Annotated in this window: 26 protein-coding genes, 2 tRNA genes and 1 pseudogene; 15 read left to right on the top strand and 14 right to left on the bottom strand. The window is 52.0% G+C overall.

All coding sequences use genetic code 11. The features are described from left to right. The gene (locus tag AC2FNV_RS01925; protein WP_367648107.1) at nt 1–1,134 is read right to left on the bottom strand and encodes a polysaccharide biosynthesis/export family protein; all 1,134 of its coding nucleotides are present in this window, start codon (nt 1,132–1,134) and stop codon (nt 1–3) included. An 80-nt stretch (nt 1,135–1,214) separates the two neighbouring features. Further along, the gene (locus AC2FNV_RS01930; protein WP_170603865.1) at nt 1,215–2,513 is read right to left on the bottom strand and encodes a capsule polysaccharide biogenesis protein; all 1,299 of its coding nucleotides are present in this window, start codon (nt 2,511–2,513) and stop codon (nt 1,215–1,217) included. A 139-nt stretch (nt 2,514–2,652) separates the two neighbouring features. Between AC2FNV_RS01930 and AC2FNV_RS01935 the strand changes: the two genes are divergently transcribed. Further along, the gene (locus AC2FNV_RS01935) at nt 2,653–3,240 is read left to right on the top strand and encodes a riboflavin synthase (protein ID WP_170475961.1); all 588 of its coding nucleotides are present in this window, start codon (nt 2,653–2,655) and stop codon (nt 3,238–3,240) included. On the opposite strand, the gene AC2FNV_RS01940 is transcribed toward AC2FNV_RS01935, so the two are convergent. Continuing rightward, the gene (locus AC2FNV_RS01940; RefSeq protein ID WP_254442444.1) at nt 3,235–4,296 is read right to left on the bottom strand and encodes a phosphatase PAP2 family protein; all 1,062 of its coding nucleotides are present in this window, start codon (nt 4,294–4,296) and stop codon (nt 3,235–3,237) included. The two genes, AC2FNV_RS01935 and AC2FNV_RS01940, sit on opposite strands and share 6 nt — an antisense overlap. Nucleotides 4,297–4,618: 322 nt before the next feature. Between AC2FNV_RS01940 and ribB the strand changes: the two genes are divergently transcribed. From ribB to AC2FNV_RS01960, 4 genes are all read left to right on the top strand, one after another. Further along, on the top strand, nt 4,619–5,740 hold the full coding sequence (gene ribB / locus AC2FNV_RS01945) for a 3,4-dihydroxy-2-butanone-4-phosphate synthase (protein ID WP_170475959.1): 1,122 nt from the start codon (nt 4,619–4,621) through the stop codon (nt 5,738–5,740). Nucleotides 5,741–5,742: 2 nt separating this feature from the next. After that, nucleotides 5,743–6,294: a 6,7-dimethyl-8-ribityllumazine synthase gene (locus AC2FNV_RS01950; protein WP_170475957.1), complete on the top strand. Its 552-nt coding sequence runs from the start codon at nt 5,743–5,745 to the stop codon at nt 6,292–6,294. Beyond that, nucleotides 6,291–6,776 (top strand): transcription antitermination factor NusB, encoded by a 486-nt coding sequence (nusB, locus tag AC2FNV_RS01955; RefSeq protein ID WP_170475955.1) that lies wholly within the window; start codon nt 6,291–6,293, stop codon nt 6,774–6,776. The genes AC2FNV_RS01950 and nusB overlap by 4 nt, the downstream gene beginning before the upstream one ends. Before the next feature lie 69 nt (nt 6,777–6,845). Continuing rightward, the gene (locus AC2FNV_RS01960) at nt 6,846–7,151 is read left to right on the top strand and encodes a hypothetical protein (protein ID WP_170603864.1); all 306 of its coding nucleotides are present in this window, start codon (nt 6,846–6,848) and stop codon (nt 7,149–7,151) included. 208 nt (nt 7,152–7,359) lie between these two features. On the opposite strand, the gene AC2FNV_RS01965 is transcribed toward AC2FNV_RS01960, so the two are convergent. Both AC2FNV_RS01965 and AC2FNV_RS01970 read right to left on the bottom strand, forming a co-directional pair. Further along, nucleotides 7,360–7,785, bottom strand: a complete 426-nt coding sequence (locus tag AC2FNV_RS01965; protein WP_170603863.1) for an SRPBCC family protein — start codon at nt 7,783–7,785, stop codon at nt 7,360–7,362. Next, nucleotides 7,782–8,102: an ArsR/SmtB family transcription factor gene (locus tag AC2FNV_RS01970; RefSeq protein WP_170475950.1), complete on the bottom strand. Its 321-nt coding sequence runs from the start codon at nt 8,100–8,102 to the stop codon at nt 7,782–7,784. Before AC2FNV_RS01970 ends, AC2FNV_RS01965 begins: the two co-directional genes overlap by 4 nt. 110 nt (nt 8,103–8,212) lie before the next feature. Between AC2FNV_RS01970 and AC2FNV_RS01975 the strand changes: the two genes are divergently transcribed. Beyond that, a complete protein-coding gene (locus AC2FNV_RS01975) occupies nt 8,213–8,644 on the top strand; it encodes an MmcB family DNA repair protein (RefSeq protein ID WP_170475948.1) in 432 nt (143 codons plus the stop codon). Nucleotides 8,645–8,648: 4 nt separating this feature from the next. Here the strand turns inward: AC2FNV_RS01975 and AC2FNV_RS01980 are convergent, their stop codons facing one another. Next, nucleotides 8,649–8,837 (bottom strand): DUF6324 family protein, encoded by a 189-nt coding sequence (locus tag AC2FNV_RS01980; protein WP_170475946.1) that lies wholly within the window; start codon nt 8,835–8,837, stop codon nt 8,649–8,651. 74 nt (nt 8,838–8,911) lie between these two features. Between AC2FNV_RS01980 and AC2FNV_RS01985 the strand changes: the two genes are divergently transcribed. From AC2FNV_RS01985 to AC2FNV_RS02000, 4 genes are all read left to right on the top strand, one after another. Next, the gene (locus tag AC2FNV_RS01985; RefSeq protein WP_170603862.1) at nt 8,912–9,394 is read left to right on the top strand and encodes a GNAT family N-acetyltransferase; all 483 of its coding nucleotides are present in this window, start codon (nt 8,912–8,914) and stop codon (nt 9,392–9,394) included. 47 nt (nt 9,395–9,441) lie between these two features. Next, nucleotides 9,442–9,518, top strand: a tRNA-His gene (locus AC2FNV_RS01990). Nucleotides 9,519–9,756: 238 nt separating this feature from the next. Next, nucleotides 9,757–10,572: a hypothetical protein gene (locus AC2FNV_RS01995; RefSeq protein ID WP_174823110.1), complete on the top strand. Its 816-nt coding sequence runs from the start codon at nt 9,757–9,759 to the stop codon at nt 10,570–10,572. Between the two features lie 368 nt (nt 10,573–10,940). Beyond that, nucleotides 10,941–12,077 (top strand): DUF1996 domain-containing protein, encoded by a 1,137-nt coding sequence (locus tag AC2FNV_RS02000; protein ID WP_170603861.1) that lies wholly within the window; start codon nt 10,941–10,943, stop codon nt 12,075–12,077. A gap of 549 nt (nt 12,078–12,626) precedes the next feature. On the opposite strand, the gene AC2FNV_RS02005 is transcribed toward AC2FNV_RS02000, so the two are convergent. Beyond that, entirely contained in the window at nt 12,627–14,042 is a 1,416-nt protein-coding gene (locus AC2FNV_RS02005) for a site-specific integrase (RefSeq protein ID WP_367648106.1), read from the bottom strand. A 256-nt stretch (nt 14,043–14,298) separates the two neighbouring features. Beyond that, a tRNA-Cys gene (locus tag AC2FNV_RS02010) sits at nt 14,299–14,372 on the bottom strand. A gap of 221 nt (nt 14,373–14,593) precedes the next feature. Here AC2FNV_RS02010 and AC2FNV_RS02015 point away from each other — a divergent pair. The 3 genes from AC2FNV_RS02015 to AC2FNV_RS02025 all read left to right on the top strand — a co-directional run bounded on the left by AC2FNV_RS02015 (nt 14,594) and on the right by AC2FNV_RS02025 (nt 17,601). Next, nucleotides 14,594–15,247, top strand: coding sequence for a protein-L-isoaspartate O-methyltransferase family protein (locus tag AC2FNV_RS02015; RefSeq protein ID WP_170475932.1), 654 nt, complete (start codon nt 14,594–14,596; stop codon nt 15,245–15,247). A 95-nt stretch (nt 15,248–15,342) separates the two neighbouring features. Then, entirely contained in the window at nt 15,343–16,761 is a 1,419-nt protein-coding gene (locus AC2FNV_RS02020) for a TolC family outer membrane protein (RefSeq protein ID WP_170603859.1), read from the top strand. 75 nt (nt 16,762–16,836) lie between these two features. Beyond that, on the top strand, nt 16,837–17,601 hold the full coding sequence (locus AC2FNV_RS02025) for a hypothetical protein (protein WP_170603858.1): 765 nt from the start codon (nt 16,837–16,839) through the stop codon (nt 17,599–17,601). 3 nt (nt 17,602–17,604) lie between these two features. On the opposite strand, the gene AC2FNV_RS02030 is transcribed toward AC2FNV_RS02025, so the two are convergent. Next, nucleotides 17,605–19,062 carry a cobyric acid synthase gene (locus tag AC2FNV_RS02030; protein WP_170603857.1) on the bottom strand — a complete coding sequence of 486 codons (1,458 nt, stop codon included), beginning with the start codon at nt 19,060–19,062 and terminating at the stop codon, nt 17,605–17,607. Nucleotides 19,063–19,440: 378 nt separating this feature from the next. After that, nucleotides 19,441–19,761 (bottom strand): DUF6280 family protein, encoded by a 321-nt coding sequence (locus AC2FNV_RS02035; protein WP_039525333.1) that lies wholly within the window; start codon nt 19,759–19,761, stop codon nt 19,441–19,443. 219 nt (nt 19,762–19,980) lie between these two features. Between AC2FNV_RS02035 and efp the strand changes: the two genes are divergently transcribed. Then, on the top strand, nt 19,981–20,544 hold the full coding sequence (gene efp, locus AC2FNV_RS02040; RefSeq protein ID WP_170475925.1) for an elongation factor P: 564 nt from the start codon (nt 19,981–19,983) through the stop codon (nt 20,542–20,544). Between the two features lie 50 nt (nt 20,545–20,594). Here efp and AC2FNV_RS02045 read toward each other — a convergent pair whose 3' ends face one another. Together AC2FNV_RS02045 and ygfZ are read right to left on the bottom strand one after the other, a co-directional pair. Next, nucleotides 20,595–21,536: an ABC transporter transmembrane domain-containing protein gene (locus AC2FNV_RS02045; protein WP_170475924.1), complete on the bottom strand. Its 942-nt coding sequence runs from the start codon at nt 21,534–21,536 to the stop codon at nt 20,595–20,597. A 111-nt stretch (nt 21,537–21,647) separates the two neighbouring features. Further along, nucleotides 21,648–22,385 carry a CAF17-like 4Fe-4S cluster assembly/insertion protein YgfZ gene (gene ygfZ, locus AC2FNV_RS02050; protein WP_170603856.1) on the bottom strand — a complete coding sequence of 246 codons (738 nt, stop codon included), beginning with the start codon at nt 22,383–22,385 and terminating at the stop codon, nt 21,648–21,650. Nucleotides 22,386–22,457: 72 nt separating this feature from the next. Here ygfZ and AC2FNV_RS02055 point away from each other — a divergent pair, with 72 nt between their 5' ends. After that, nucleotides 22,458–23,132 carry a TIGR04283 family arsenosugar biosynthesis glycosyltransferase gene (locus AC2FNV_RS02055; protein WP_170475920.1) on the top strand — a complete coding sequence of 225 codons (675 nt, stop codon included), beginning with the start codon at nt 22,458–22,460 and terminating at the stop codon, nt 23,130–23,132. 7 nt (nt 23,133–23,139) lie between these two features. Here the strand turns inward: AC2FNV_RS02055 and AC2FNV_RS02060 are convergent. Together AC2FNV_RS02060 and AC2FNV_RS02065 are read right to left on the bottom strand one after the other, a co-directional pair. Then, nucleotides 23,140–23,895 (bottom strand): annotated as a pseudogene (locus tag AC2FNV_RS02060) (hypothetical protein); the annotation flags it as partial. 77 nt (nt 23,896–23,972) lie between these two features. Next, nucleotides 23,973–24,842: a MurR/RpiR family transcriptional regulator gene (locus tag AC2FNV_RS02065; protein ID WP_170603855.1), complete on the bottom strand. Its 870-nt coding sequence runs from the start codon at nt 24,840–24,842 to the stop codon at nt 23,973–23,975. Nucleotides 24,843–24,844 lie beyond the last annotated feature (2 nt).

The raw sequence follows: 24,844 nt of genomic DNA on the forward strand, positions 1-24,844 counted from the left end.
TCAACCGCCCGTCAGGGTAGCTACGTTCGCAAAGGGCGTTAGACCTCCGGCAATCAAGGAAACGGACTTGGACCACTGAGAATACGGCGCTTCGGTCACGTAGATCGTGTCGTCATCGCGAATGACAAAGTCCCGCGCAACAAACAGGCCATTGGGCGAGGTCAGGTTCAACAAGTAGATCATCCGTTGATCGCCTTGCAAATCGGCGCGGCCTATGACGTTGCGGGCAATATCCTGTCGCTCCCTACGAAGCACAAAAATGCCTGTCGGGTCCGACGATAGAGGCTGGAGACCGCCAACCTGGGCGAGCGCCTCGAGTGCAGAAAGATCCTGGCTTTCAAAAGACACACGGGATTGGCCGCCCGTGGCACCCAGAGCAATGTAGGATCGGCTGTCCTCTTCGACCAAAATCCGGTCGCCGTTGCGCAGGGCGATGTCGGTGCCAGGTGAGCGGAACAGGTCCTCATACCAGACCGTGCCTTTGTGTTTGCCTCGGATCACAGTCACCATCGCAATGTCCGAAGCCACCGTTACACCGCCCGCGTTAGCCAGCATTCCCGAGAGAGTACGGGTGGGCCGTTCGATCGGATACACGCCCGGCGCACCAATGGTACCTGTCAAGGAAACAGTCGCACCATCGCCAGCAACGCGTCGAACTTGAACCTGAGGGTCTGGGGTCTGCTCCTCAAGCCTGGATGAGATAAGGTTGCGTAATTGCTCAGGAGTATTTCCAGCTGCGCGAAGACGACCTGCGTAAGGGACGAAGATAAAACCATCGCTATCTACTTGGACCTCTTCCAGCGCAGTGGCGGAACCGGTTCCAGTTGTCAGCAGGCCATCGTCGACGTTTTCCCAAATTGTTAAGCCCAAGACATCACCAGGGCGCACAGTGTCCGATGCCAGACTTTGCGCACTACGAAATGACTGCGAGAAGCCGTATTTCGGCACGGCAGCAGTCGCACGGGTCACACGATCATCCACTTCAACGACATATGCATTGCCGCCGTTTACGGTAGACCCGGCCAGAATCTCGTCCTTGTTAGGGCCGGCCTTAGGAAGTTGGCAGGCCGCCAGCAAGCCAGCGACCACCACAAAAGATGCCGCCCGTATCCATCGGGTAGGAATTCGAGTCACTGCCGATTGTCCTCAGTTTTCTTTCTTTTGGGTAGGTTACACGGTTTTGTTTGCAACTTCCAGCAACAGGTAGCCGTTGTTCAGTTTACAATTTTCAACTGTGGCGTGACAGCCGCGTCGCCATTTAGGACGATTTGATAAGGGTCCTCCGACTGAAGCATCATATCTACGGCCCGTCTCAACAATTGCCGCCGTCCGCGGCGAGAATAATACCCGCCAGGCACTTGGCTGGTTTTAAGAAGAAAACGACGGTAAGTGCGATATGCTGCTGCGTCCGGCGTTTCAGGATTGGCAAAGAATGCAGCGACTGGCTGCCGGGATACAAATTCCGGTTTATCATAGACTGAACGCCCAAAAACGCGGAGCGGAATGCCGCGCCATAACGCCTGCTGGCCGGCTGTCGAGTTTATAGTCATGGCCGAACACGCCTCGTCCAGCAATCCAGCCATTTTGCCACCCGGGACATAATGTATTCGTTCGCTGACTCCGTATTCTTTCGCTAGCTGTCGAACCCTTTTCCGCAATGGTTCGCGATGGTTCTCTAATGGGTGTTCCTTAATAACGAGATGATGGTGCGAGGGTGCGCCCATGGCGAACCCGGCTATGGCCTGCTGAAGAAACTCGCACATTCCTGAATACTCAGAATGGGATTGCACTGAACTGTCATGCCCAAGTTGTAACAGAACCAAATGATAGGGAAATGCTCCACGGCGCACCCTATTGGTGGCCCACCTGCGCTGTAGGCGATGTATCGGCATGAACAGCAGGCGCTTAAAATAAAGCCGGAACTCTGTCGGTACAGGCAGCTCTCGATGAGTGCGAAAGTTGCGGTAACCGCGATTTAGAAACAGCAGGCACCAATGGTAAGCGGCGCCATAAAAAATATGCTGTCTCATGTCCCCCCAATGCGACGGTGGCGGGGGGCTTTGAACATGGGACTGTGCAAGCGCGTCCTGCATGCGAGCAACGTCAAGGTCCATTAAACGCGAGTTCCCGTTGGAGCCATCGCGCTCATAAGTCACCCACCATGGCCGCAGGTACCCTTCCTCGAACACGTGGACAACAAGACCTAGGGACTTGGCAGTTTCTACCGCGTGGGCATGGATTGGGCGGGTATCTCCGTAGAGAACGATGTCCGTCACATTCCGTTCTCTGATTAGACCTTCAAGAAAAATTGGCCACTCGTCGACCGGTTCCCGAAAGGCGATATAACTAGCCGGATCTGTCCAGAATACCTGATCGCCTGCGTTGAATCCTACGCGCCAGACATGAGCACCTGCTTTTCTCAACATACGGCCCAGTGAATAAAAAAATGGACCGTGTGGCCCTTGCAGAAACAGGAACACGCGCTGTTTGGAATTGTCTGCGACCTGAAACATTGTCTTTTATGTGCTGCTCTTGGTTATGTTTGTTGCCAGAATAATGCCGGTTTGTCAGTTTCCCGGCAAGACAGGTCTTGCCGGGAGGGACGGTGACCTTTACCTCGGCTCTCAACGCTAGGCTCAAAGGATTTATCGCATGTTTACAGGGATTGTCACTGACATTGGCACAATCACCGAGCTTGATCAGCAGGGCGATCTTCGCGCACGCATTCGCACCAGCTATGATACCAGCTCTATCGATATTGGAGCCTCCATCGCCAGCGACGGGGTATGCCTTACCGTGGTTGCGTTGGGTGAAGACTGGTACGATGTGCAGGTGAGCGCAGAAACTATCTCAAAAACCAATCTGGATTCTTGGAAGCTGGGTAAGCGCGTAAACCTAGAACGCGCGTTAAAAGTTGGGGATGAACTAGGCGGTCACATTGTCTCGGGTCATGTGGATGGTGTTGCCGAGGTCGTGGCTGTTGAAGACGAAGGCGACAGTACCCGCGTGACATTGCGCGCTCCCAAGGAATTGGCACGATTTATTGCACCAAAAGGCTCCGTTGCTCTGAATGGCACGTCATTGACAGTCAATGACGTGGAAGGATGCGACTTTGGCATAAACTTTATTCCCCACACGAAAGAGGTCACTACATGGGGAGACGTCGCCATCGGTGATCGGATTAATTTGGAAATAGACACTTTGGCGCGGTATGTTGCTCGATTGGCCGAGATGTCATAGGCGTGGCGCTGTCGGGCCAAATCGCCTGTTTAACAACTCGGCAGTTCGCCAACACAAAATCGCCAGTAGGAGCGCTGCATAGCCGTCGACTGCATAGTGCCATGCCAAGTGGATGGATCCCACAAGAATGACCACCGCGAAAGCCGTCATCAACCATCCTAACCAGCGTGTATAACTGAAAGCGTAAATCGCCAGCAGGGTACTGGTCGCAACATGCATGCTGGGCATTGCTGAAATGCCGCGAATTGGACCGCCGTTGAAATGTCCATCGAACAGGACTTGTTGCCATTGCAAGGCCGCGACCGGGCTGATTTCGTTGGATGCGTGCAAGAGTTCCATCTGGTAAGTAAATGTGTCACCAAAACCGAAAACTTCGAAATAAACGGGCCCAACTGATGCGAACAAGGTCGCGAACAGGTTGCCGCCGAGTGACCAACACAATGCGAAGGCAACTAGGAAAACCATGCTGCGGCCAGGATTTCGCCGGTCAAAACAAGCAAGGCATACTGCTATATAAATAAGGAAAAACCAGCTGTGGTAGGCAAGGTTGATCAAGGTTGTTACGTAAGGGTTTCCAAGAACCGGCCACAGCAGTTGCCAAGTATCTTGGCCGTGCAAAGTTCTGTCTAAATTCGCGAACAACGGGTCCCAGAAATAAGGTTGAAGCAAAGGTAAAACGGTTTTGAGATAAGAATATGAAACTGTGAGCACGGCGATGCACATAAAACCAATCAACGTGTCTGAGGTCGCGGAACGGTTTGAAACGATCTTTCGGAAATCCGCGATCATCCAACTTATTGGTTTCTTTGGTTTCACACGAAAAACTGCAACCGCAAATCGCGACAATACGTAGTTGGCGAAAGCAAATGCAGACAGGTTTAACAAAACACCCAGTATTTTTGTGGAAGCCGACGACCAATACGATATGCCAAGATGCTGTCCCACGGCTATTCCAGCAAGTGCGTGGAGCGCGACAATAGAAACCAAAAGCCGATTTCGCCAAATTACCTCTTTCAGAGAGGCGCCGGAGGCCGTGTTGCCCAACGGATATGTCAATTCACTAGTCCTAAATTTGTAAAATCAATTTTTGACCGATCAGGCTTGGCATTAATTAAAAATGGGCGACTTGGTGCGCCGCTTTTTGGATAATCACACGCTGCTAAGCGCAAATTAGTTAACATTTGGATAATGAAATTCGGGAAATCCGGGGGAGGTGGCAATCGACACCAATCTCTGACAGCGGGCAAAAGGGGCGGGAAATGAGCCGAGATACTTAGTCGAATGCACATTTCAACCGCATGGTCCTTTAAGCACTCTGGTCATTGGGGTTCGACTGGTCTATCCCGCCCAGCATGAATGCTCAGCGAGAGGCTGCCAAATGAGCTTTGAAACTCCAGGACCGGTCGAGGCCCAGTTAAGTGAGGCGATCAGCCCGATCGAAGAAATCATCGACGAAGCGCGTAAGGGTCGGATGTACATTCTGGTTGATCACGAAGATCGTGAAAACGAGGGTGATCTGGTGATAGCAGCGGAATTCGCGGATGCGGCGGCTATTAACTTTATGGCCACGCATGGCCGAGGGTTGATCTGTTTGCCAATGACGGCTGAACGCATTGATGCGCTTGGGCTGCCACTGATGGCCGTAAACAACTCGTCCCGTCATGAAACCGCGTTCACTGTGTCGATCGAAGCACGCGAAGGCGTATCGACGGGTATCTCAGCTGCAGATCGCGCTTTGACAGTCTCTACGGCCATCAACGAACAGAACACGATGGCCCACATCGCGACGCCCGGTCATATCTTTCCGTTGCGGGCAAAAAGGGGCGGTGTACTGGTGCGCGCTGGCCATACAGAGGCGGCAGTCGATATATCGCGTTTGGCGGGTCTGAAACCCGCTGGTGTGATTTGCGAAATCATGAATCCGGATGGCACAATGGCCAGACTGCCGGATTTGGTAGAATTCGCGAAACAACACAATATGAAAATAGGTACGATAAGCGATCTGATTGCCTACCGTTCGCGCAATGACAATCTTGTTGTCGAAACTTCGCGCGAGGTGGTGAATTCGGAATATGGTGGTGAGTGGGAAATGCGCATTTTCACTGACCAAACGCACGGCATTGAACATGTTGTTATGGTAAAGGGCGACATTACCACCCCTGAACCGGTTCTGACCCGAACACATGCCCTGCACGAAGCGCCGGATATCTTGGGATTGGGCCCAAAGTCACCGCGTGAGCTACCGCGTGCGATGGAAAAGATCGCGGAAGAAGGGCGTGGTGTTGTTTGCCTGTTTCGCCAGCCTCGCAATTCGCTGTACGCTGCGGAAGAGGAAGGTCCTAGAACCATTAAGCAAACCGGTCTTGGGGCTCAGATCTTGTCCAAGATGGGTATTCAGGAATTGGTTCTACTGACCGATTCACCGGAAACCAAATATCTGGGGCTTGACGCATTTGGCTTGTCCATCGTTGGCACCCGCGCAATTCTTGGGGATGATTGATCGTGGCTGAACAAGACAAACATGGCGTACTGCCAACGCCCGAATTTGACAATCCGGTCAAACTTCTGATCGTCGTTGCGCCTTTCTATCGCGCCATTTCTGACAATTTGGTTGCCGGTGCCAAAACCCAGATCGAAGCAGTTGGCGGCACGTGTGAAGTGGTCGAAGTACCTGGTGCGTTGGAAGTTCCCACAGCGATCGCGATGGCGGATCGACAATGCAACTTCGACGGCTACGTCGCACTGGGCTGCGTCATTCGAGGTGAGACAACTCATTATGAAACTGTTTGCAATGACTCCAGCCGTGCAATTCAACTGATGGGACTTCAAGGTTTATGCATTGGCAATGGCATTTTGACTGTTGAGAATGAAGAGCAAGCAGAAGTACGCGCTAACCCTGAAAAAATGAACAAAGGCGGCGGAGCGGCCGCAGCAGCCTTGCATCTGATTGCGCTCAGCCGTAAGTGGGGGGCTTCTCGTAAGGGCGTCGGGTTCAAACCGCCGTCCGAGTCCATTCTCTTGGCGGACGGCAGTAACGGATCCACAACGGCATGACCCGAAAAGAAGCGACCCAAAAACCGGTCGACAAAAAGCGTTTGATGAAATCTGCCGCGCGGCTCTACGCCGTGCAGGCCCTTTTTCAGATGGAACAGTCCGGGCAAACAACAGATCAAGTGGTTCGCGAATTTTTGGATCACCGTTTCGGCGCTGTATATGAGGGCGAAGAAATGTTGGACGGCGACATTTCGATCTTTCGCAAGCTTGTGGATGACGCGGTAAACTACCAAGCACCCATTGATCAGATGACCGACCGAGCTTTGGTGGCAAAGTGGCCCATCGACCGGATTGACCCGACGTTGCGGGCCACGTTCCGGGCCGCTGGTGCAGAATTGACCCAAGGGCAGACACCGCCAAAGGTCGTCATTACCGAATTTGTCGACGTTGCGCGCGCTTTTTTCCCCGAGGGAAAAGAGCCAAAATTCGTTAACGCGGTGCTTGATCACATGGCGCGTGAGGCCAAGCCCGAGGCATTCTGACACGCCCCGGACCATTTTACCCAAACCAAATTCGAGCTATTCTTTGAATGGCGCGTAAGGAGGTCTGAAATGCCTAAGCTCATCCGCCTTTACATCACCCAAGTTGCACTTGGTTTTTTGATTTCGGCAATATTCGTCACGGTTCTTCTGGCACTTAACGTTGCTAATCTTCGCGATCTCATTATGGGGTCCGAGATTGGTCTGATGGCCTTGCTGATGATCTGGTTTATGAACGGGATCGTTTTCGCGGGTGTCCAATTCGCTTACGCAATCATGAATTTGGCTGAAAAGCACGATGGTCCGCGTCGAGGAACGCCGATCACGCAAAGTTTGAAACCAGCGTTGATCCGGCAAGAGTCGCGATCCTCACGTTGAAGGATCAAGTGGCGGGACCGCCAGTCATCCGTGGGGCTTTGATTCCCGAGGACCTGTTAATACAGGTGGGCGCCAGGTAATCAGGCCAGGACCTGAACAGAGCCAGCTCCCTCGGAATTGCTTAAGGCCACCGGAATGCTGCCTAACACGAGAAGGGCAGAACCCGCCACGCGCCTAGTTAGGGTCTGAAGCGGGATTCCACAAGAGGTCATGCGTCAACAGTTTCGTGTAATGCCGTTCGCATCTTGCCAAAGTGTTCGTCCCAACCATTGTCCAACGCCAGGATCAACCCAAAGGCCTCTGCTCCTTGTGGGAGGCCTTCGTGAACAAGGCCAAGCCGCGTGCCACCTGAAACTGGCTCTAGCGTCCATCTTACGACGCTCACAGCATCTCCCATGGGTTTGACCGTAAAAGTATACTCAAGATATTCCGGCCTCCGCGCCTGACGGACCTCGCCCCAGATCAATAGGTCGCTGCTTGTCGTTCCAAACATTTCAAGTTTTTGACCTTCTGCCAGACGGCGTTCGGGTTTGTGAAACCATTCCGCAAGCCGGTCAGGTTCGGTTAGATAGTCCCAAACCGTTTCGGGTGTTGCGCGAAGAAAAATGGTTTTCTGCAAAACTGCGTCAGTCATCTATTTGTTCCTTCAATAGCATTTTTGAGATTGGCGAGGCGGTCGTCCCAGAACCGGTCAAAGTATCTGAGCCAGTCCAGAACAGGGGCCATTCCCTTAGGTTCAAGTCGGTTGATGCGTTCCCGTCCGCGAGCCTCGAACGTGATCAGCCCGCCGTCTGAAAGAACGGTTAAGTGCTTTTTGACGGCAGCGCGGGTCATATCGAAATGTCCGGTCAACTGCGCGATTGTCATGTCTTCGGACGCCAGCATTTGAACTATGTCCCTGCGTGTTGGATCTGCCAGCGCGCGAAACGCGTTTTGAGTTTGTGTGTTCATGCGCTCCTCGATTAGATACCTTTTGGTTTCGTGTTTTTACGATACCGATAGGTATCATGTCAAGAGAAGTCGTGCTTGATTTTTGTTCACTAATTGTTCACATTTTGAGAATGAATCTAGAATTGCATCCTGGACAAAGATTGGCCCGAGGGGTTTCGCGGCACCTTGTAACCCATGGTTATGTTTCCATTGAGGAATTTGTCCCGACCCGCGGTTTGCGTGTAGACGTTATGGGATTGGGACCAAAGGGTGAGCTTTGGGTGATTGAATGCAAATCAAGTCGGGCCGACTATCAGTCAGATTCGAAATGGCAGGGCTATCTGGAATGGTGCGATCGATTTTTTTGGGCCGTCGACACAGAATTTCCCGTCGATCTCTTGCCGCCTGAAACCGGATTGATCATTGCAGATGCTTATGACGCTGAAATTATCCGCATCGGTCCTGAGACCAAGGTCGCACCAGCGCGGCGAAAGAAAATGATCCAGAAATTCGCCACCGACGCTGCACGCAGATTGCACGTGCTGCGTGACCCGCGTGTCTGACAGCCTAGTCCCTTAACGCCCGCGCTGCTTGGGCTGCGGCGCGAATTTCTTCGGCGATCTCTTCAGCTTCGTCCGGGTCAAAGTCCATCGGAATCTCAGCATCCGAAGCTTCGATGAACAGACGAACCATGCCCTGATCAGTCGGTCCGATCTGCAGGTTCGCTTCTATGTCGCGTTCGGTATTTATGCCCATGTGCGCCTCCGATGAGCCTTTTTGCTACAGCGCGATGGGTTGAGAATCAAGCGACCAAAGCGCACAAAAGAAGTATGGATAATGTTACCCTTCGGCCCTTTCACGCCGATGATGCACAATGGTTGGTTAAACAGCATGACTTGCTATATGCGCGCGATGAAGGGTTCAACGAATCCTTCGGGCGATTGGTGGCCCAAATCCTGAATGACTTCCTTGCGGATTATGATCCCAGGCGCGAGTGCGGCTGGATCGCCGAGAAGAACGGATTACGCTTAGGCAGCATTTTTTGTGTTGCTCAGGACGATCATAGTGCCAAGCTGCGCTTGTTCCTGTTAGTGCCTGAAGCCCGGGGGCAGGGGATTGGGAGGCACTTGTTAGATGAGTGCATGGAGTTTGCTAGGACTGCAGGCTATCGCGAGATGGTGCTTTGGACACATGAAAGCCATCGCGCGGCCTGCGCTCTCTACCGCGCGTTTGGGTGGCAGTTGGTCGATAGTAAGCCGGTGCATTCTTTCGGCGTGGATTTGGTCGAACAAAGCTGGAGAATTCAACTTTAATAGACTTGCAATCCCAGTGCGTGTTCGATAAATCGCCCTCCACGAGTGCCGCCTTAGCTCAGTTGGTTAGAGCGCTGGATTGTGGATCCAGAGGTCCCCTGTTCAAGCCAGGGAGGCGGTACCACTTCTCATACTAAAACTTTAGGCAGAAGATTCGGGTCACCAATTGCGTGATTGGTCGCTTTGATGGGCTGCCGCTAGTGATCGGCTGTTATGCCAGACCGCATTTTCACCTGACGTTTGGTGGCGTCAACGCAATTTGTCTTCTATCCTTCGGACAACAAAACGGATTTTTTTCTGGTCGGCACACCCACTGACCCTCTACCATACTGATTACATGAAATCAGATTTGGATATGAAGAATGTTGAATGTTAGAAAGGTTGCTTCGTTTGCAGCGTTAGGCGCATGTATTGCGATTTCGACGCCGAGTATTGCTGATGCCCAGGCGCTTTCACGATCTCCGGCTGAAGATGGATCTTGGCGCCATTCGATTACTCCTTATTTGTTTCTGCCATTCTCTACCAAGGGCACATCAACGGTCGACGGTAGCAGTGTCGATTTGGATTTGAGTCTGAACGAAGTGTTGGACATTTTGCAGGGTGCTCTGTCCGTTCGGTATGAGGGATGGAACGGAGATTTTGGCATCGTTTCCGAACTCTACTATGTAAAGCTTGGCGAAGACGGCACTTTACCAATTGGCGCAGGACGAACGGATGTCGAAGTGGATGTCCGTCAAACGTTTTTTAACCTGCAGGGCGCTTACCGGTTCGCAAACGGTGTAAATGCTTCGGGCAGAAGATACGCTGCTGATGCGGCGATTGGTGTTAAATGGAATCGGCTCAAGCAAGAAATTGACATAAATACCCCGGGTCCAAGTCTTTCCCTTGGTGGTACTGAAGAATGGTTCGAGCCGCTGATTACCCTGCGGTATGCGACTGAAATCAATGATAAATGGGGTTTTGGAGCCCGTGCGGAACTGAGCGGATTTGGCGTGAACGGCGATGATCTTCAGTATTTAGTCTTGGCCGGGTTTGACTGGCAGGGGTGGGAGAATACGTCTTTGCGCTTCGGCTATCAATTCTATGGAATAGACTATTCCACTGATCGCGATAGTGGCGAGTTTGCTTATGATGTCGACCAGAACGGGATTTATGCAGCGGTGGCGTTTCACTTCTGAGCTGCCGTGATTTTCGCAGACCAAAGCGTCTGAGTAACGGTTTATGGATTCACGATTCAGTGGATTCCCGTCAGATTGCGTCTTCGACTTCGACTTCGTCTTTAAGTCTTAGGGCCGGGCAAAAAGCCCATAGTCGAGCCACATTCTCGCGGAACTGAAGAACTCACTCAGGCAACAGACCTACAGGATTAAACAATATGTTCTGATTTGGGTGCATTTATTCACAAAGACTTCCGTTGTTGGAAGTAGCTGCGACAATTTTTTTTAAGGATTTGATATGAGCGCGGGGATAACTAAGTTATTTTAGTAATCAACCGAGTGCCCGCCATAGAGGTGGTAGTTTGTAGTTAGTGAAAGGAACAGCAAAGATGACCGATCGTTTTTTTCTGGCGGCCTTTGTCGAGAGCTTTTCAAGTTCCTCAGGGCAAACCAAGCGCAGGTCTGTCGCTGCATCTGGTTACGTCAATTTGCTAATGACGATGTGCATATTAGCCGTCGGAGGGACAGCAAGCCAAACAAGCGCGCAACACGCGTCGTCGGATTTCCACCATGTCGTCACGCGCGGTACCGATAAGGGGTCTATGCCTGTACCTCGCGGTGAGAAGGGCAACATAGACGGTCATGGTTTTCGCTTTTTTTGCGTGCCTTCACACTTTTCGTATGATGACCCGGTTGTTTATCCCGGGCAACCCGGTGCAGCTCATCTGCATATGTTTTTTGGTAATTCCGAGGTTGATGCTAACAGCACTAGTAATGACATTATCCACTCGGGTCGGACGACCTGCGATGGTGGTGTGACGAACCGTTCTGCTTATTGGATTCCGGCGCTCTTTAACGAAAGAGGGGAAGTTGTTCTCCCTACGTCTATAATAAATTATTACAAGAGTTGGGTGAATGATCGCAGCAAGATCAAACCAATTCCGCAAGGCCTTGAAATTTTGACCAACGCAGATGTAAAAGGGTCTAACGGTGTCGTTGTAAGCAAGAAAGATCAAGAAATTTGGGGGGGTGACATTCGGATTTCTCCTCACGATGGTTTGACATTAGAAGTCATTTTTCCTGATTGCGTTGCCGTGAATGCCGACGGATCGCCGATACTTTCCAGCCCTGGAGGCACCAAGCACGTCGCGTACTCCATTCATGGCCGTTGCCCGCGCTCTCACCCCTATACGATTCCACAGCTGACCCAGAATGTTAACTGGGCGGATGTACCGTTTGACTCTGACTGGTATTTTGCATCAGATCGCATGGACAATCTGTCAAAGGGTATGACTGCTCATGCTGACTATGTCGCCGGTTGGACAGAAGAATCCGCACAGATTATGGCGGATTGTATGCGCGATGCTGTCTCAGAGTGCGGGCCCGACCTCCATTCGCACAAGCATGATCAGTTTTTTGCGCCAGATGGCAGTCGAGTATACGGTGATTTCAAAGTTGCAGATGGGGTGTCTTCGACGCCTGCAGCGCTTAAGGGATGGCCTTGGATGCTTAATCATAATCATTAGGCTTTTGGAGGTCGAACGCAGAGATCTTTGATATCCCTGGCTGTAGACCCGATAAGGTCTCGTCCTTGATTTATCCTAGAGCCAATGGGCGTCTGTATTGTGACGAAGTGTCATTCACCGGAGTGCTTTGTTCTTTTTGATTTTGCTGCACTAAACACTTGGCGCTGAAAAGACACAGTGGTGGACGTTGCTAGGGTCGCGAGGAGTAGTTGTGAGGCTCGATCAAAAGGAGGCCGAAATGGTTGAGTGCGATCTACAAAAAAGCGATTTGTCAGTTGAGATGCGTTGAAACGTTAATTTTCCGGGGTCGACGACAGAAAATCTACTTTGATATACCAGTACCATTCTTTGTTTTGGGACGACTAACGCCGGGGCAAAAACGGTGTTCGCAAAACCGAGACCGAGTTTAGTTCTTTGAGATTATTCTCCACGCAAATAATGCGCACCCTCAGCTACTTTATGATGCCCTAGGATTTGCAGTGACGGTAAATTCGCATCCAACTCTCTTGCCAACTTTCTGACTAGTATAGAGCCTGAGTTTTGCTCGTCTCACAAACCCCTTTCCACCGGGTTGGCTGAACGTTCAATAGTTTCTCCAAGCTGGTTGAGTGTGTAGCCCTCCCGAAGATACACTTCCTGTGTGACACCGGAGCGAGCGTGTCCAACAATGCACTGAATGATTGGCTCTGCCACATTTGCCTGACCAAGCCGCGTAACGACCGTATGTCGAAAGCTGTGAAACACCAATCCTGGCTCTTTGAGGCCCAGCTTTGGTAGGAAACTTTCGTTGCACCAGCGTCCCAAGGCACGACCGTACCCTCCGTTGGCATTGAAATTGTAGTCGGGGAATAGACGGGTTCCATTCCGGCGGGTATCTACGAAGTCTAAAAAGCCCAGATTGATCAAATCTGGGTGTATCGGGACCTTCCGTCGCGCCGCTGTCGACTTTACGCGCTTGTTGTCGTCGTCGCCTTCATCCGTGATGTTGAGGAACCATGTTCCGCATTCTTGCTGCACATCCTTGATGTCGAGTTGGCATATTTCATTCAGCCGGGCTCCAGTGAATATGCCAAGCAGCATCCCCCACTTGTGGCTGTCCTTTCGCACTAGACCGGACGGGTTCGTGGTGAGTTCGGTGTACAAAAGCTGGATATTTTCAGGAGAGAAGGGTTTGCGCTGGCCTTTACTGTTTTTCTCTTTGGCCACCTTCATGCCATCGAAGAGGCTGTGCGGAGAATAACCGTGCCGCTCAGCCCAATCAAAAAAGCCTTTGAACATTTGTATGTGGCTATTGATCGTTTTGGGGGCGATCTTTTTCTGGCCGGGCAGCTTGATGACGTCCATCAAAGGCATGTTTTTCAGTGCAGGTTTAGTGTTCCGACTGGATGGCAAGGCTTGCAAAACCTTTTTGACTTCGTTTGCATCCTGCTTCGTAATCGTGCCCAGCAACCGGTCTGGCCCGAAGTACTCATTGAGAATATTCAGGTATGCACGGTTCTGCCCGATTGTTTTTTGAGCCCACTGACGCGAATGTTCCGTGATGAAGTCATCAATTGCGGGGCCTATTGGTGAAGAGGCGGGGAGCGTCCTTGCGGGCGGCGATAAAGTAACGGCTGGGGCGTCATCATAAGAGTAGTGTTCAAGGCGTTCTACGGCCTCCAGAACGCGCCTGAGCATATCTCTGCGCCCCTTTCGCCACTCACGGCGAAGGTTCATCGCGTTATCGTCCCAGTCCTGTGTGCTTATGTCAGAGGCTTTGCAAAATTCTTCGCTGTCGAGATAGAGGTCAGACAGTAAATCCTCGCCTTCACAAGCGTTTTCATGGATTTCAATCTCTTGTTGCATCGCACTGATTGATTCATCTGGAAAGCCTTTGTCGTTTAGCTGTTCCAAATATTTATCCAGCGAAGTCTTGAAGTACCGATACACCATTGATCGGATTTGGTCTTGTCTTAGTCGGGGCACGTTCTTTTGATCCGGTATTAATCGACCGCAAGATGCAAGAAAGCGCGCCAGATCACCAGCCCTGTGCGGGCAGCGGGTACGCAGCGATATTCTTACAGATGTTCGCTTTTGCTGGTAAGAGGGAGGGATAGGCCAACGGAAGTAATAAATACCATGTCTTGAAAGGGATAGGTAGGATGAGTGCATCATTGTAGGTGTGTCCCACTTTGTGTCACACCCGAGCACCACTGGGCTAAGTCAATGATTTAGAATAAAATGGAGGCGAGTACCGGAATCGAACCGGTGTACACGGATTTGCAATCCGCTGCGTCACCACTCCGCCAACTCGCCTTTTCTAGCAAAATCAATTACTTGCTGTGGTGTGGTGGGCGTTCTACCAGCTTTCTAAGAAGACGTCCAGTGGTTTGAGCGGAAATCTGACGACCGGAGTCATATCAAGCTTTGGCCAGGTATCTATAGACTCGCAGTACTGTTTCGGTCTTAACGACGTTGCCGCAACCGAATGGATGTGGCACAAGCCGCAGAAAGATGGAACATGAACGAGCGATGACATGACAGATTTCGCATCCCGCCGCCTTACAATGGTTGATACTCAAGTCCGACCTTCAGATGTGACCAAGTTTCCCATCATAGACGCAATGCTGTCAGTTGAGCGCGAAAACTTCGTTCCCGACGCACAGCGCGAGGCCGCTTATGTTGAGGATTTGATCGATCTGGGTAACGGGCGCTGTATTCTAGAACCACGGACCTTCGCCAAGATTTTGGACATACTGAATATTTCCAACGACGAGGTTGTCTTGGATATTGCCCCCGCACTTGGCTATTCAACGGCGGTGGCAGCTCGAATGGCTCAGTTGGTGGTTGGCGTCGAAGATGACGAAGAACTTGCGGTAGATGCGCAGACAATTCTAATGAATGCAGATGTTGACAATGCAATTGTGCACACTGGTCCGTTGGAACTGGGCGCTGCGGAGCATGGTCCCTATGACGTCATTATGATCCAAGGCGGTGTCGAGCGGGTTCCCGAAGCAATTCTGGATCAACTAAAGGATCAAGGACGTATCGCCTGCATATTCATGGAAGGAGACTTGGGAACCGTAAAAATCGGACACAAGTCGGCCGGGCACGTTACTTGGCGATATGCATTCAACGCATCGGCCCCAGTTTTAAGTGCTTTTTCCAAAATGTTTGCATTTTCGCTATAGTCGTTCAGCAAAATTTTTTGTTGCCTTGATTACTTGAAAACAAAGACGCAAATTGTTCCAGTCGCTGCCTAAATTTGGTTTGAGAGGAATTTGACATGCGTGGGACGGCAAGTAAAAAGCTGATCAAAGCAATGGCTTTGACAGCAAGCATTGCTATGGTGGCCCTTCCCGGGCGGCCTGCCTGGGCTGATAATCTAACGGACGCATTCATTGGCGCGTACAACACAAGTGGTTTGTTAGAACAGAACAGGGCTTTGTTGCGTGCAGCGGATGAAGATGTCGCAATTGCGCTTTCTGCTCTGCGGCCGATCATCGACTGGACGGCACGTGTTCGTCAGGATTTTTCGCGCGCTCGCACCGGTGGTGTTTTGACCACGGATGAACCGTCGACCTTTTTCACCGGGTTGACGCTCAGCCAATTGATATACGACGGCGGAGCATCTGTTCTGGGAAAGCAATCCGCGCAGGAAAGGGTACTTTCAACACGGCAGTCCCTTATCGATATCGAACAACAGGTCCTTTTTCGTGCAGCAAGGGCCTATTTGGGCGTGCTTTTACAGGAAGAAACGGTCGGCATCCGTCAAAACAACGTTGACCTGTCGGCTGAGGAACTTCGGGCCTCGCAAGACCGTTTTGAAGTAGGTGAAGTTACACGGACAGACGTTGCCTTGTCGGAGGCCCAGCTTGCCAGCTCTCGTGCGGACCTGGCAGGGGCACGCGGCGATTTAAGCACCGCTCAGGCGGAATATGTTAATGTTGTCGGAAAGTTACCCGGACGCACGACAGGACAGCCCGGCTTGCCAAACCTTCCAAGTTCGGAATCCGAGGCGCAGTCTCTGGCTCAGCGTAATCATCCGGCTATCTTGTCTGCCCAGCACCAGGTACGAGCATTAGACCTATTTGTTCAGCAACAAAGGTCGAATTTAGGACCCAACGTCAGATTGAACGCGGACGCTGGAATTACTGAAAGCTACGAAGACGACGACTATAGGAATGACGCAAGAGTTTCTTTGGATCTAACGCAACCAATCTATGCGGGCGGGCGGTTGGCTGCGTCAGTCCGGCGGGCAATGGCGGAGCGGGACTCTTCGCGAGCGAACTTGCTGATTGTGCAAAAGGACATTACCCAAGGTGTCACGGATGCTTATGTTCGCTTTCAGACAGCAACTGCCAGCCTGACGGCTTCGACAGAACGAGTTCGTGCTTCGCAAGTCGCGTTCGATGGAATTCGCGAAGAGGCCACTCTCGGCGCTCGGACAACGTTGGACGTCCTGGCGGCGCAGCAGGACCTTTTGGACGCGCAATTGGCCGAAGTAGTTTCACGTACCGAGCGGTCGCTGGCAGCTTACCAGTTGCTTCAGGCGCAGGGTTTGCTTACCGCAGAGCGTCTTGGCCTCGCGGTGCAGATTTATGACCCTACACTGTATTACAACCTAGTCAAAAGGGCGCCTGCGCAGGTCAGCAAGCAAAGTCGTGACCTTGACCGCGTTCTCAAGGCATTGCGACGCGAATAAGAGATAATACAATCGGTTGTGAGTGCGGTCCGGATTGGGTACTATTGTTCTCAAAGGTTAGAGTGATTGAGAACTATGTCTGACAGTGTAACGAATGCGGATGTTGAAGATGTTCTGTCCTCGGTTAAGCGATTGGTCAGTGAAGAAGTACGCGAAGAATCGGAGTTCATTTTTATTCCGACGGCCGCGCGCAAACCGGGCAGGTTGGTTCTGACCGAAGCGCTTCGTGTCGGCGAGGAAGAAAAATCCGCGCCACTGAAGCTGGTCACAGAATCTGAGGGTGGCGAAGAGGCAAAGAAAGCTGAGGCTGAGACAGCAGGCATCGCTGCGCCAATGCGCTTACACCTCAGTGATATTGTTCGACCACATGCTGAAACGAGCGAACCTGACATTCAAGACGAAGAGTTCGACGACGGGCCAATGCCCATCGTCCCTTTAAGGCTTGGTGAAAGGCGGGATCTCGCGGGCAGCCTTAGCGCGAAGATCGAGGCGCTAGAGGCCGCGATAGCCAGAACTGAGGATCAGTGGGAACCGGATGGCGAAAGTGATGACGCTTATTCCGGAACGCCGAACCAAGCTGTTGAATGGCCGCAGGATCCTGCCGATCAATCGGCAGAGGAGGAAACGGAAACGCCTTTGATTTTCAGCCATCGTGCCGATGCTCCTGCGTCGGTGGAAGAGGGTTCGAAGGCGTTGGACGAAGACGTGCTTAGCGAATTGGTGGCTCAGATCGTTCGTCAGGAACTACAGGGTAAGTTGGGCGAAGGCATCACGCGCAACATACGCAAAATGGTACGACGAGAGATTAACAAGGTTATCGCTTCGCAGGAAACGAGTTAGCATCTAAGCGCGTTTTGGATTTTCTGCCATAGAAAGCAGCAAATCTAAGTCCATGTGTCTTTCCAGATGCTCAGCAAGTTCGTCCAAAATATTCTCTACGCCGTCTTCATAGGCCAGGTCAGATTTTGCGCCCAAATTTTTGAGAAAGCTGGAGCGAAAGGCATCTGACGCAAAAATTCCGTGTAAATAGCTTCCGCGAACTCGTCCATTAGGGCTGGCCGCACCTTCGGGGCGACCGTCAATCTCCAACCATGCGCGGGTGCAATCGGGTCCTTCGGTCCGACCCATGTGAATTTCATATCCGCTGACACTTTCCTTGCCTGGCATAGCGATCGCGTTGCGTAAGCTCACCTTCTTTTGCCCGGACATTGTGGTGGTTACATCAAGCATGCCCAATCCGGGTACATTCCCGGGTCTTCCGTCTACTCCGTCTGGGTCTGATATTGATTTACCAAGCATTTGGTAGCCACCGCACAGACCTAATACATGCCCCCCACGCCGCACATGCGCATAAAGATCCACATCCCAACCCTGAGCGCGAAAGAAAGCAAGATCCCCGATTGTTGACTTGCTTCCGGGCAGCAACACCAAATCAGCGTCCCCGGGCAAGGCTCGGCCGGCGGGCACAATTTCAACTGAAACTTCGGGTTCTGCAGACAGGGGGTCGAGATCGTCAAAATTGGCCATTCGCTCCAGCTGTGGCACCACTACCTTCAGCGCGCCTACGGGGTGAGAACGGATATCCATCATATCCTCTGCCGGTAGCCTCCATGCCTGATCAAACCATGGCACAACACCCAGACATGGCCATCCCGTGCGAGCCGCAATTACATCTCGTCCTTCATCAAACAAAGATACATCGCCCTTGAATCGGTTTATGGAAAAGCCGCGGATCATTGCGAGGTCATCAGAATCCAGAACGGCCTGCGTTCCAACTATTTGCGCGATGACGCCGCCACGGTGGATATCGCCGACCAAAATGACCGGAACACCAGCTGCACAGGCAAAGCCCATGTTGGCTATGTCTCCCTTGCGTAGGTTGGTTTCAGCCGGGCTACCAGCCCCTTCGATCAGAACTAGATCAGCATCTGCGCATAATCTGTCAAAACTCTCCAGCGCCGCACCAAGCAGTTTGGATTTGTCTTTTCGGTAGTCTGCGGCTCTCATCGTTCCGGCGCGTTGACCGTGCACGATGATTTGTGCTCCAGTATCTGTTTCCGGCTTTAACAGAATTGGGTTCATATCGGTGTGCGTTTTTCGTTTCGCTGCGCGGGCCTGCAATGCTTGAGCCCGTCCAATCTCGCCGCCGTTTTCGGCAACCGCAGCATTGTTTGACATGTTCTGAGGCTTAAATGGCACCACCTTCAATCCGCGACGGGTGAAGGCGCGTGCCAGACCGGCCACAAGAACCGATTTCCCGACATTGCTGCCGGTGCCCTGTATCATAATGGACCGAGCCATAAGTTGCCTCCAGCATTTACGCGCAGATGACCTGATTTATGGACAAAGGAAAAGCCAAAGTTGAACAAGTCCGCCCATGTTTTGACAGGCGCCACAGCTTTTATCGACCTGCTTTGGATAGTTTCCTTTGGCCGGTGATAAAAGGGTCGCGGTTTAAAATCTGTTTCGTAAATTGTTTGGCCGGGGTTTCGATTTACCCTTCTAGCATCCGGTGATCGCCAATTCACTGTCACTCAAAGGGACTGGCCCTTCTGCCATGGGTCGGTTAACGCCAGCATAGGCGGATTCGACAAATCCGGCTTTATTTGCCGCACGCTGTTCCAAAGAAAAACGCGCCCCAGTTTAAAGAGCGCGTTTTTTCCATCAAATTAAGTGCGATCAGGCAGCTTCGGCCTGATGCGCTGCATTACGGCGTTCGCTTTCTTCGCGTGACAACGCGACAGAGGTCCTGACGCCACGACCGACAAACTCCATCAGGCCGCTGACGACGCGTTCGTTTGGGTCGATCCCGGCGCACGACAGTACCTCGCGTCCATCGCGCGAGCGGGCCCATCGGGCAATCTGTTCAGGGCCATTACCGTATTTCTTGTCGTCGGCTATGGCATCATCCAGTGCGGCCAGTACGACGGCCGCGAATAGTTTCCGAGCACGGTTGCCTTGCTCATTGTTAAAGGCTGTGCCGTCAACGAAATCTCTCATCTCGTTTTCCCTATTTTTCTTGCTCTTGCATTTTTCGGCGTGACGGTCCTTATGACCTATTTGTTGCGATTCGGATACACCTAAAATGCATAGTTGCGTTGCGTAATTTGCATGGCTCTCTGCAGGTGCAGCACTAGGTTTCGTTGTCTTGCCAGGGGTGTTCCCGCCAGATATAGGGACGACAACTGGCGCATCAACCATTTGTGAAGGATTTATGTCATGCCCAAGATAAATGGGAACGAAATTCGCCCGGGCAATGTGCTTGAGCACAATGACGGACTTTGGGCAGCAGTCAAAGTAGATCACGTAAAGCCCGGTAAAGGCGGCGCTTTTGCTCAGGTCGAATTGCGTAACCTGCGAAATGGTTCGAAACTGAATGAACGCTTCCGTTCGGCAGACAAAGTCGAGCGCGTGCGCCTTGAACAGAAAGATCAGCAATTTCTTTATGAAACCGACGGAATGCTGGTGTTCATGGACACCGAATCTTACGAACAGATCGAACTGCCTGCTGACCTGCTGGGTGAACGCCGACCATTTCTGCAGGACGGCATGACCATAGTTGTGGAATTCTACGAAAGCGAGGCGCTCAATGCGACGCTACCGCAAAAAGTCACTTGCAAAATCGTTGAGACTGAACCCGTAGTCAAAGGACAAACCGCAGCAAATTCGTTTAAGCCAGCGGTTTTGGACAATGGCGTCAAAGTTATGGTCCCACCATTTATCGGTCAGGACGAGATGATCGTGGTTAACACCGAAACCATGGAGTATTCGGAACGCGCCTGACTTATACATCCAGTTGGCAACAAGGACCGCTTTGGCGGTCCTTTGCGTTTTTAGGGACGCCGTATTCTGCGGTACTGCTCGGGATGGTCGCCAAATAGCTCCAACAAAAGATCGTATTTTATCCGGTTGGCGCTGACCTGACGGTAAAACGCAATAAGGAACGAAGTCGGGCCCTGAATACGACCAAGACCGCTGGTCGCCGCCACAACTGTTCCGACATCAGTTTTTCCGTTCAGAACCAGCCAACCGCCTAACATTAGGACGCCGACTGTCCCAGCGCCATTGATAACGCTAAGCAAAAATTTGGCGGACAGTTTCCATATGAACATCTTGCGACGCGTTTCAAAAATCTCATCAAACTGTACGTCGATTTCTTTCGCCAATTCATTAATGTCGCCAATTGTCAGTTTGTCCGTGGCGCTGCGTAAGATGTGGACCCTTTCGGCGACAAAAGTGTTAACTTTGCGTTGGGAGACGAGAACTATGATGATCTGAGGAATGATCATAGAAAATGCAATTAGCCCCAGACCGGGTTGGGTGGACGAAATATAGCCAATCACACTGATCAGGGTTCCGATCTGCACGACCGGATCGGAAAATGCGCCACCGGCAAATTTTCCAAGTTCCTCTGCTTCGGCGGATATGGCGGTGGTCATTGTGCCTTTGCGGACATCCTCACCCGTTTCGTTTACGTCGATGGCACGAACCAGAAGGCGTTGACGGATCAGACGAATTAGATCCTCACCCAGTGTTCCGGCGCGAAATCCGAGTATCCACTTTAAAACCAGGCTCAATAGAATGACCCCCATCATACCGGTTCCCAGCATAATGAGGTGGTCAGTTTTGATTTCTTCGCTTGTCAGGTGGTTGATGATGTCGCGCTGAAACTCCAGTGGAACTGCAGCCAACGCTGCGATCGCAAGAGAGAGTAGAATTAGGATGATCTGCCGTCCGGCGCTGGCGCGCCAGATCGCGGCGTAAAGGCGAAACATGCGAATATCCTGACCAGTTATTTGTATCCAGTGATACCGTGCATATCGCCAGGGTCAAACGAACTTGACTTGAGTTTACAGAACAGCTTGTCGGCTTGGAGGCAATTAAGGTTATTCAACTAGTCGAATTTTGGCGTCACCTGCGCGCATGTCGTTGCCTGCTCGGTCGAGGCGAAGAAAAGCTATTGCCCGATCTCCCGACTGCGTAAAAAGTGTTCCTGCTGATTTTCCGCCCGAAGTGATTTCAGTGCCAACCGGTGCCGCGCCGTCAATGGCGACTTGCCGCAGGCCCTTGCGCAATGCGGTTTTGTGCTTCATGCGGGCAGTTACTTCCTGCCCAACATAACAGCCCTTTTTGAAATCCAGACCGTTTAACGCCTCGAACCCGGACTCCAGGATATAGCTGTCAGGCGTCAATTCGATTCCCGGTTCCGGAATGCAGTGGCGAACGCGAATTTCATCCCAATCGGTTCCATCCTCGCTGGGTGCCGCACTGGTATAGGCGCGCCAGCCCAAATCCGGATGCCGAGGGTCGGGCAGGGCGCCTGCTGGCGTTTCCCCCGTTCCACGTTGCAAATTTAAGTTAGCGTCTTCTATCGATACATCCGCCCGCAATTTATACATATTTAGGCGTTTGATTAACCCATCCGCCAAACCGCCAGATACGTCCAGCAAGACGTCCGATCCATGCCGCATAAGAAAGAAATCGGCCAAATACTTGCCTTGGGGAGTCAGCAATGCTGCATAGACCAAACCGTCATCCAACCGGTTTACGTCATTAGTGACGATGCCTTGCAAAAAACTATCTGTATCTGACCCGGTTAGGCGCAATATGCGGCGGTTGTGCATTGAGTATCCTCGTCTTTCGTCTTGGCACCGTGATATAGGTGATCGCATCGCCGTGACCAGAGGGTTTCGTGAATGACCGCTCCGATCAGCATCGTGATCCCGACCTTAAACGCAGGCGCCGAACTACCTGCGACCCTGCAGGCTTTGTTCGAAGGGGTGCAAGCCGGTCTTATACACGAACTGATAATCAGTGACGGTGGGTCCACCGATTCTACTATTGAGTTGGCCGATCAAGCCGGAGCGGTCATTGTTGCCGGTGCCGCTTCTCGCGGGGGACAATTGCGTAGGGGGTGTGATCCCGCCAAGGGAGAATGGCTGCTGATACTACATGCCGATACGAGATTGCAGGAAGGCTGGAGCGAGGTCGTAGCTGATCATCTACCTTTAGGGCATCCGGCTACATTTCGTTTGCGATTTCGTGCCACTGGTTTCGGCCCAGCTTGGGTAGCTGGGTGGGCGAACCTGCGCAGTCGGCTGTTTGCTTTGCCCTATGGGGATCAGGGACTGTTAGTTCGTAGGCAAGATTATTGCGCAGCTGGAGGTTTCCCAGATCAACCATTGATGGAAGATGTAGCCCTTGTTAGGGCGCTTCCGCGCGTAACCGTGCTGGATGCAGACGCAGTCACGAATGCGGAACGCTATATTCATCATGGTTGGCTGCGGCGGGGCGCTCGGAATCTTTGGGTTCTTGCCCAGTACTTTCTTGGGGCTGACACTGAGCAATTGGCCCAGAAGTATCGCCGCTGAGAGATGCGCGCAGCTCTACAACTGATTTACCCAATCGGAACGGAGCGGCAAAGCTGACCAAGCACAAAGCAATAATTTGCAAAACCAAAATATGCGCGTTCTCTTGTAAGAATTCCCATTCATCTTTCAGTTTGCTTACCTGTTCGATCAGATCATCATAGCTTTGCGCCAAAATCATGTAATCTCCGGCTATGGCGGGTACTTTGCGCCGTAAACTTTCGATAGCGGATTGGGTTGCATCATCTAACGATGTGAACACAAGAAACTGTTCAATATCGAATGCATCTGCCTTAGCAGCCATGCCGCGGGCCCCATCCATTTCGTCTTTAGAGCCGCGCCCGAACAGCAGATGAAGCCCTTGGAGCGGTGCGACTTCGTTTGTAACTGCGATAAATAGCGGGAGGTCGGCGTTGCTGGCCGTTGATGCAGACAAGAATTCGACCTTGTCGCACAAGACGGCAGTGTCCGGATCATAGGCCGGATCGCAAAATCGCAGGCGAAACCGGGCTGCATCGCGGTCAAACGCCAAAGTCGCGGCGTAGGCAACATCGATTTGGCGGTCCAGTCGTGAGCTATCAGAGGTATACAGACCAGCCAGTACTGCAACCAACGCTCCGATTCCTCCTAACACGACCCAAACCAGATCGGCGAGTTTCCAAGCGCGATGTCCGGCGGGTTTGCGGAACAAAAAGGCAGTACCGATCGAACCGGCGAGAAAAAAGAGGATCAGCAAGGAGAGTTGGTTTTCCGCAACAAAGGTCATGGGACCGAGTGTACGTCTTGAGTGAAGGCTGGCAACAGTCCTCACGCGCAGTTGTATTCGCTAAACCCGGCCAGCGATCATGAGCTGGCACTTTGACCAAATTTGCGGAATAGTTTTGTTCGATCAAAAGCCTTTTCCAGTGCGTCTGTTCGTTCCTTTACGCTGTCCCAAAGTCGTTCTTGAACCTCTGCAATCACGCATTCCAATAAAACCAACAGTGCAGCCATTGAGTCCCATGCAGATGGAACGGCGATACGCGCTGCAAATGTGTGCTTCGCCAGCCGATGGATAGGTGAACGCCACTGATCTGTAAGCAGTACAACTTCCGCCTCACGCTCGTGGCACAGTTGCCCGATTAGCAACGTGGTATTTTCGTAACGGCGAACATCCAAAGCCACTAAAATATCACCCTTGCGCACCTCTAACAGATCATGTGTCCAAGACGCGGCATCAGCCAGCAGTTTAACATCTGGCCGTATCATTTGCAGGTGCAGGTACAGATATCTCGCTAGAGTTCCGGTGATCCGGCCGCCAGTTATGAACACGCGTCGATCGGGGTCGCACAACATTCGGCAGAAGCTGTCGAACTCCTCTGGGTCGATCTCGTCGATTGAACGCTTTTGGTTTTCGAGTGCCTGACGCGAATAACGGTTGAGGATGTGTTCTTCCGGAAGGTCGTTCTGCCAGACGTCGCGCTTGGCTTCTGGCCCAGAAATCATCTCTTTGACTTCGCCACGCACGGCGGCTTGGAACTGCGGGTAGCCCTCAAATCCTGTCTTTTGCAACATGCGTGCAACGGTGGTTGTCGAAACCGAGGCGATACTGGCCAGCTCAGTTATGCTGCCAAGACCCGCCATAGGATAATCATCGAGCAACACGTTTACCAATTGACGTTCCGACGGGGTCATATCCTCCCGGTGTGCAAGGAGCTTTTCTGTCACTCGCATGG

It is taken from the genome of Ruegeria sp. BHSA163, assembly GCF_059613365.1.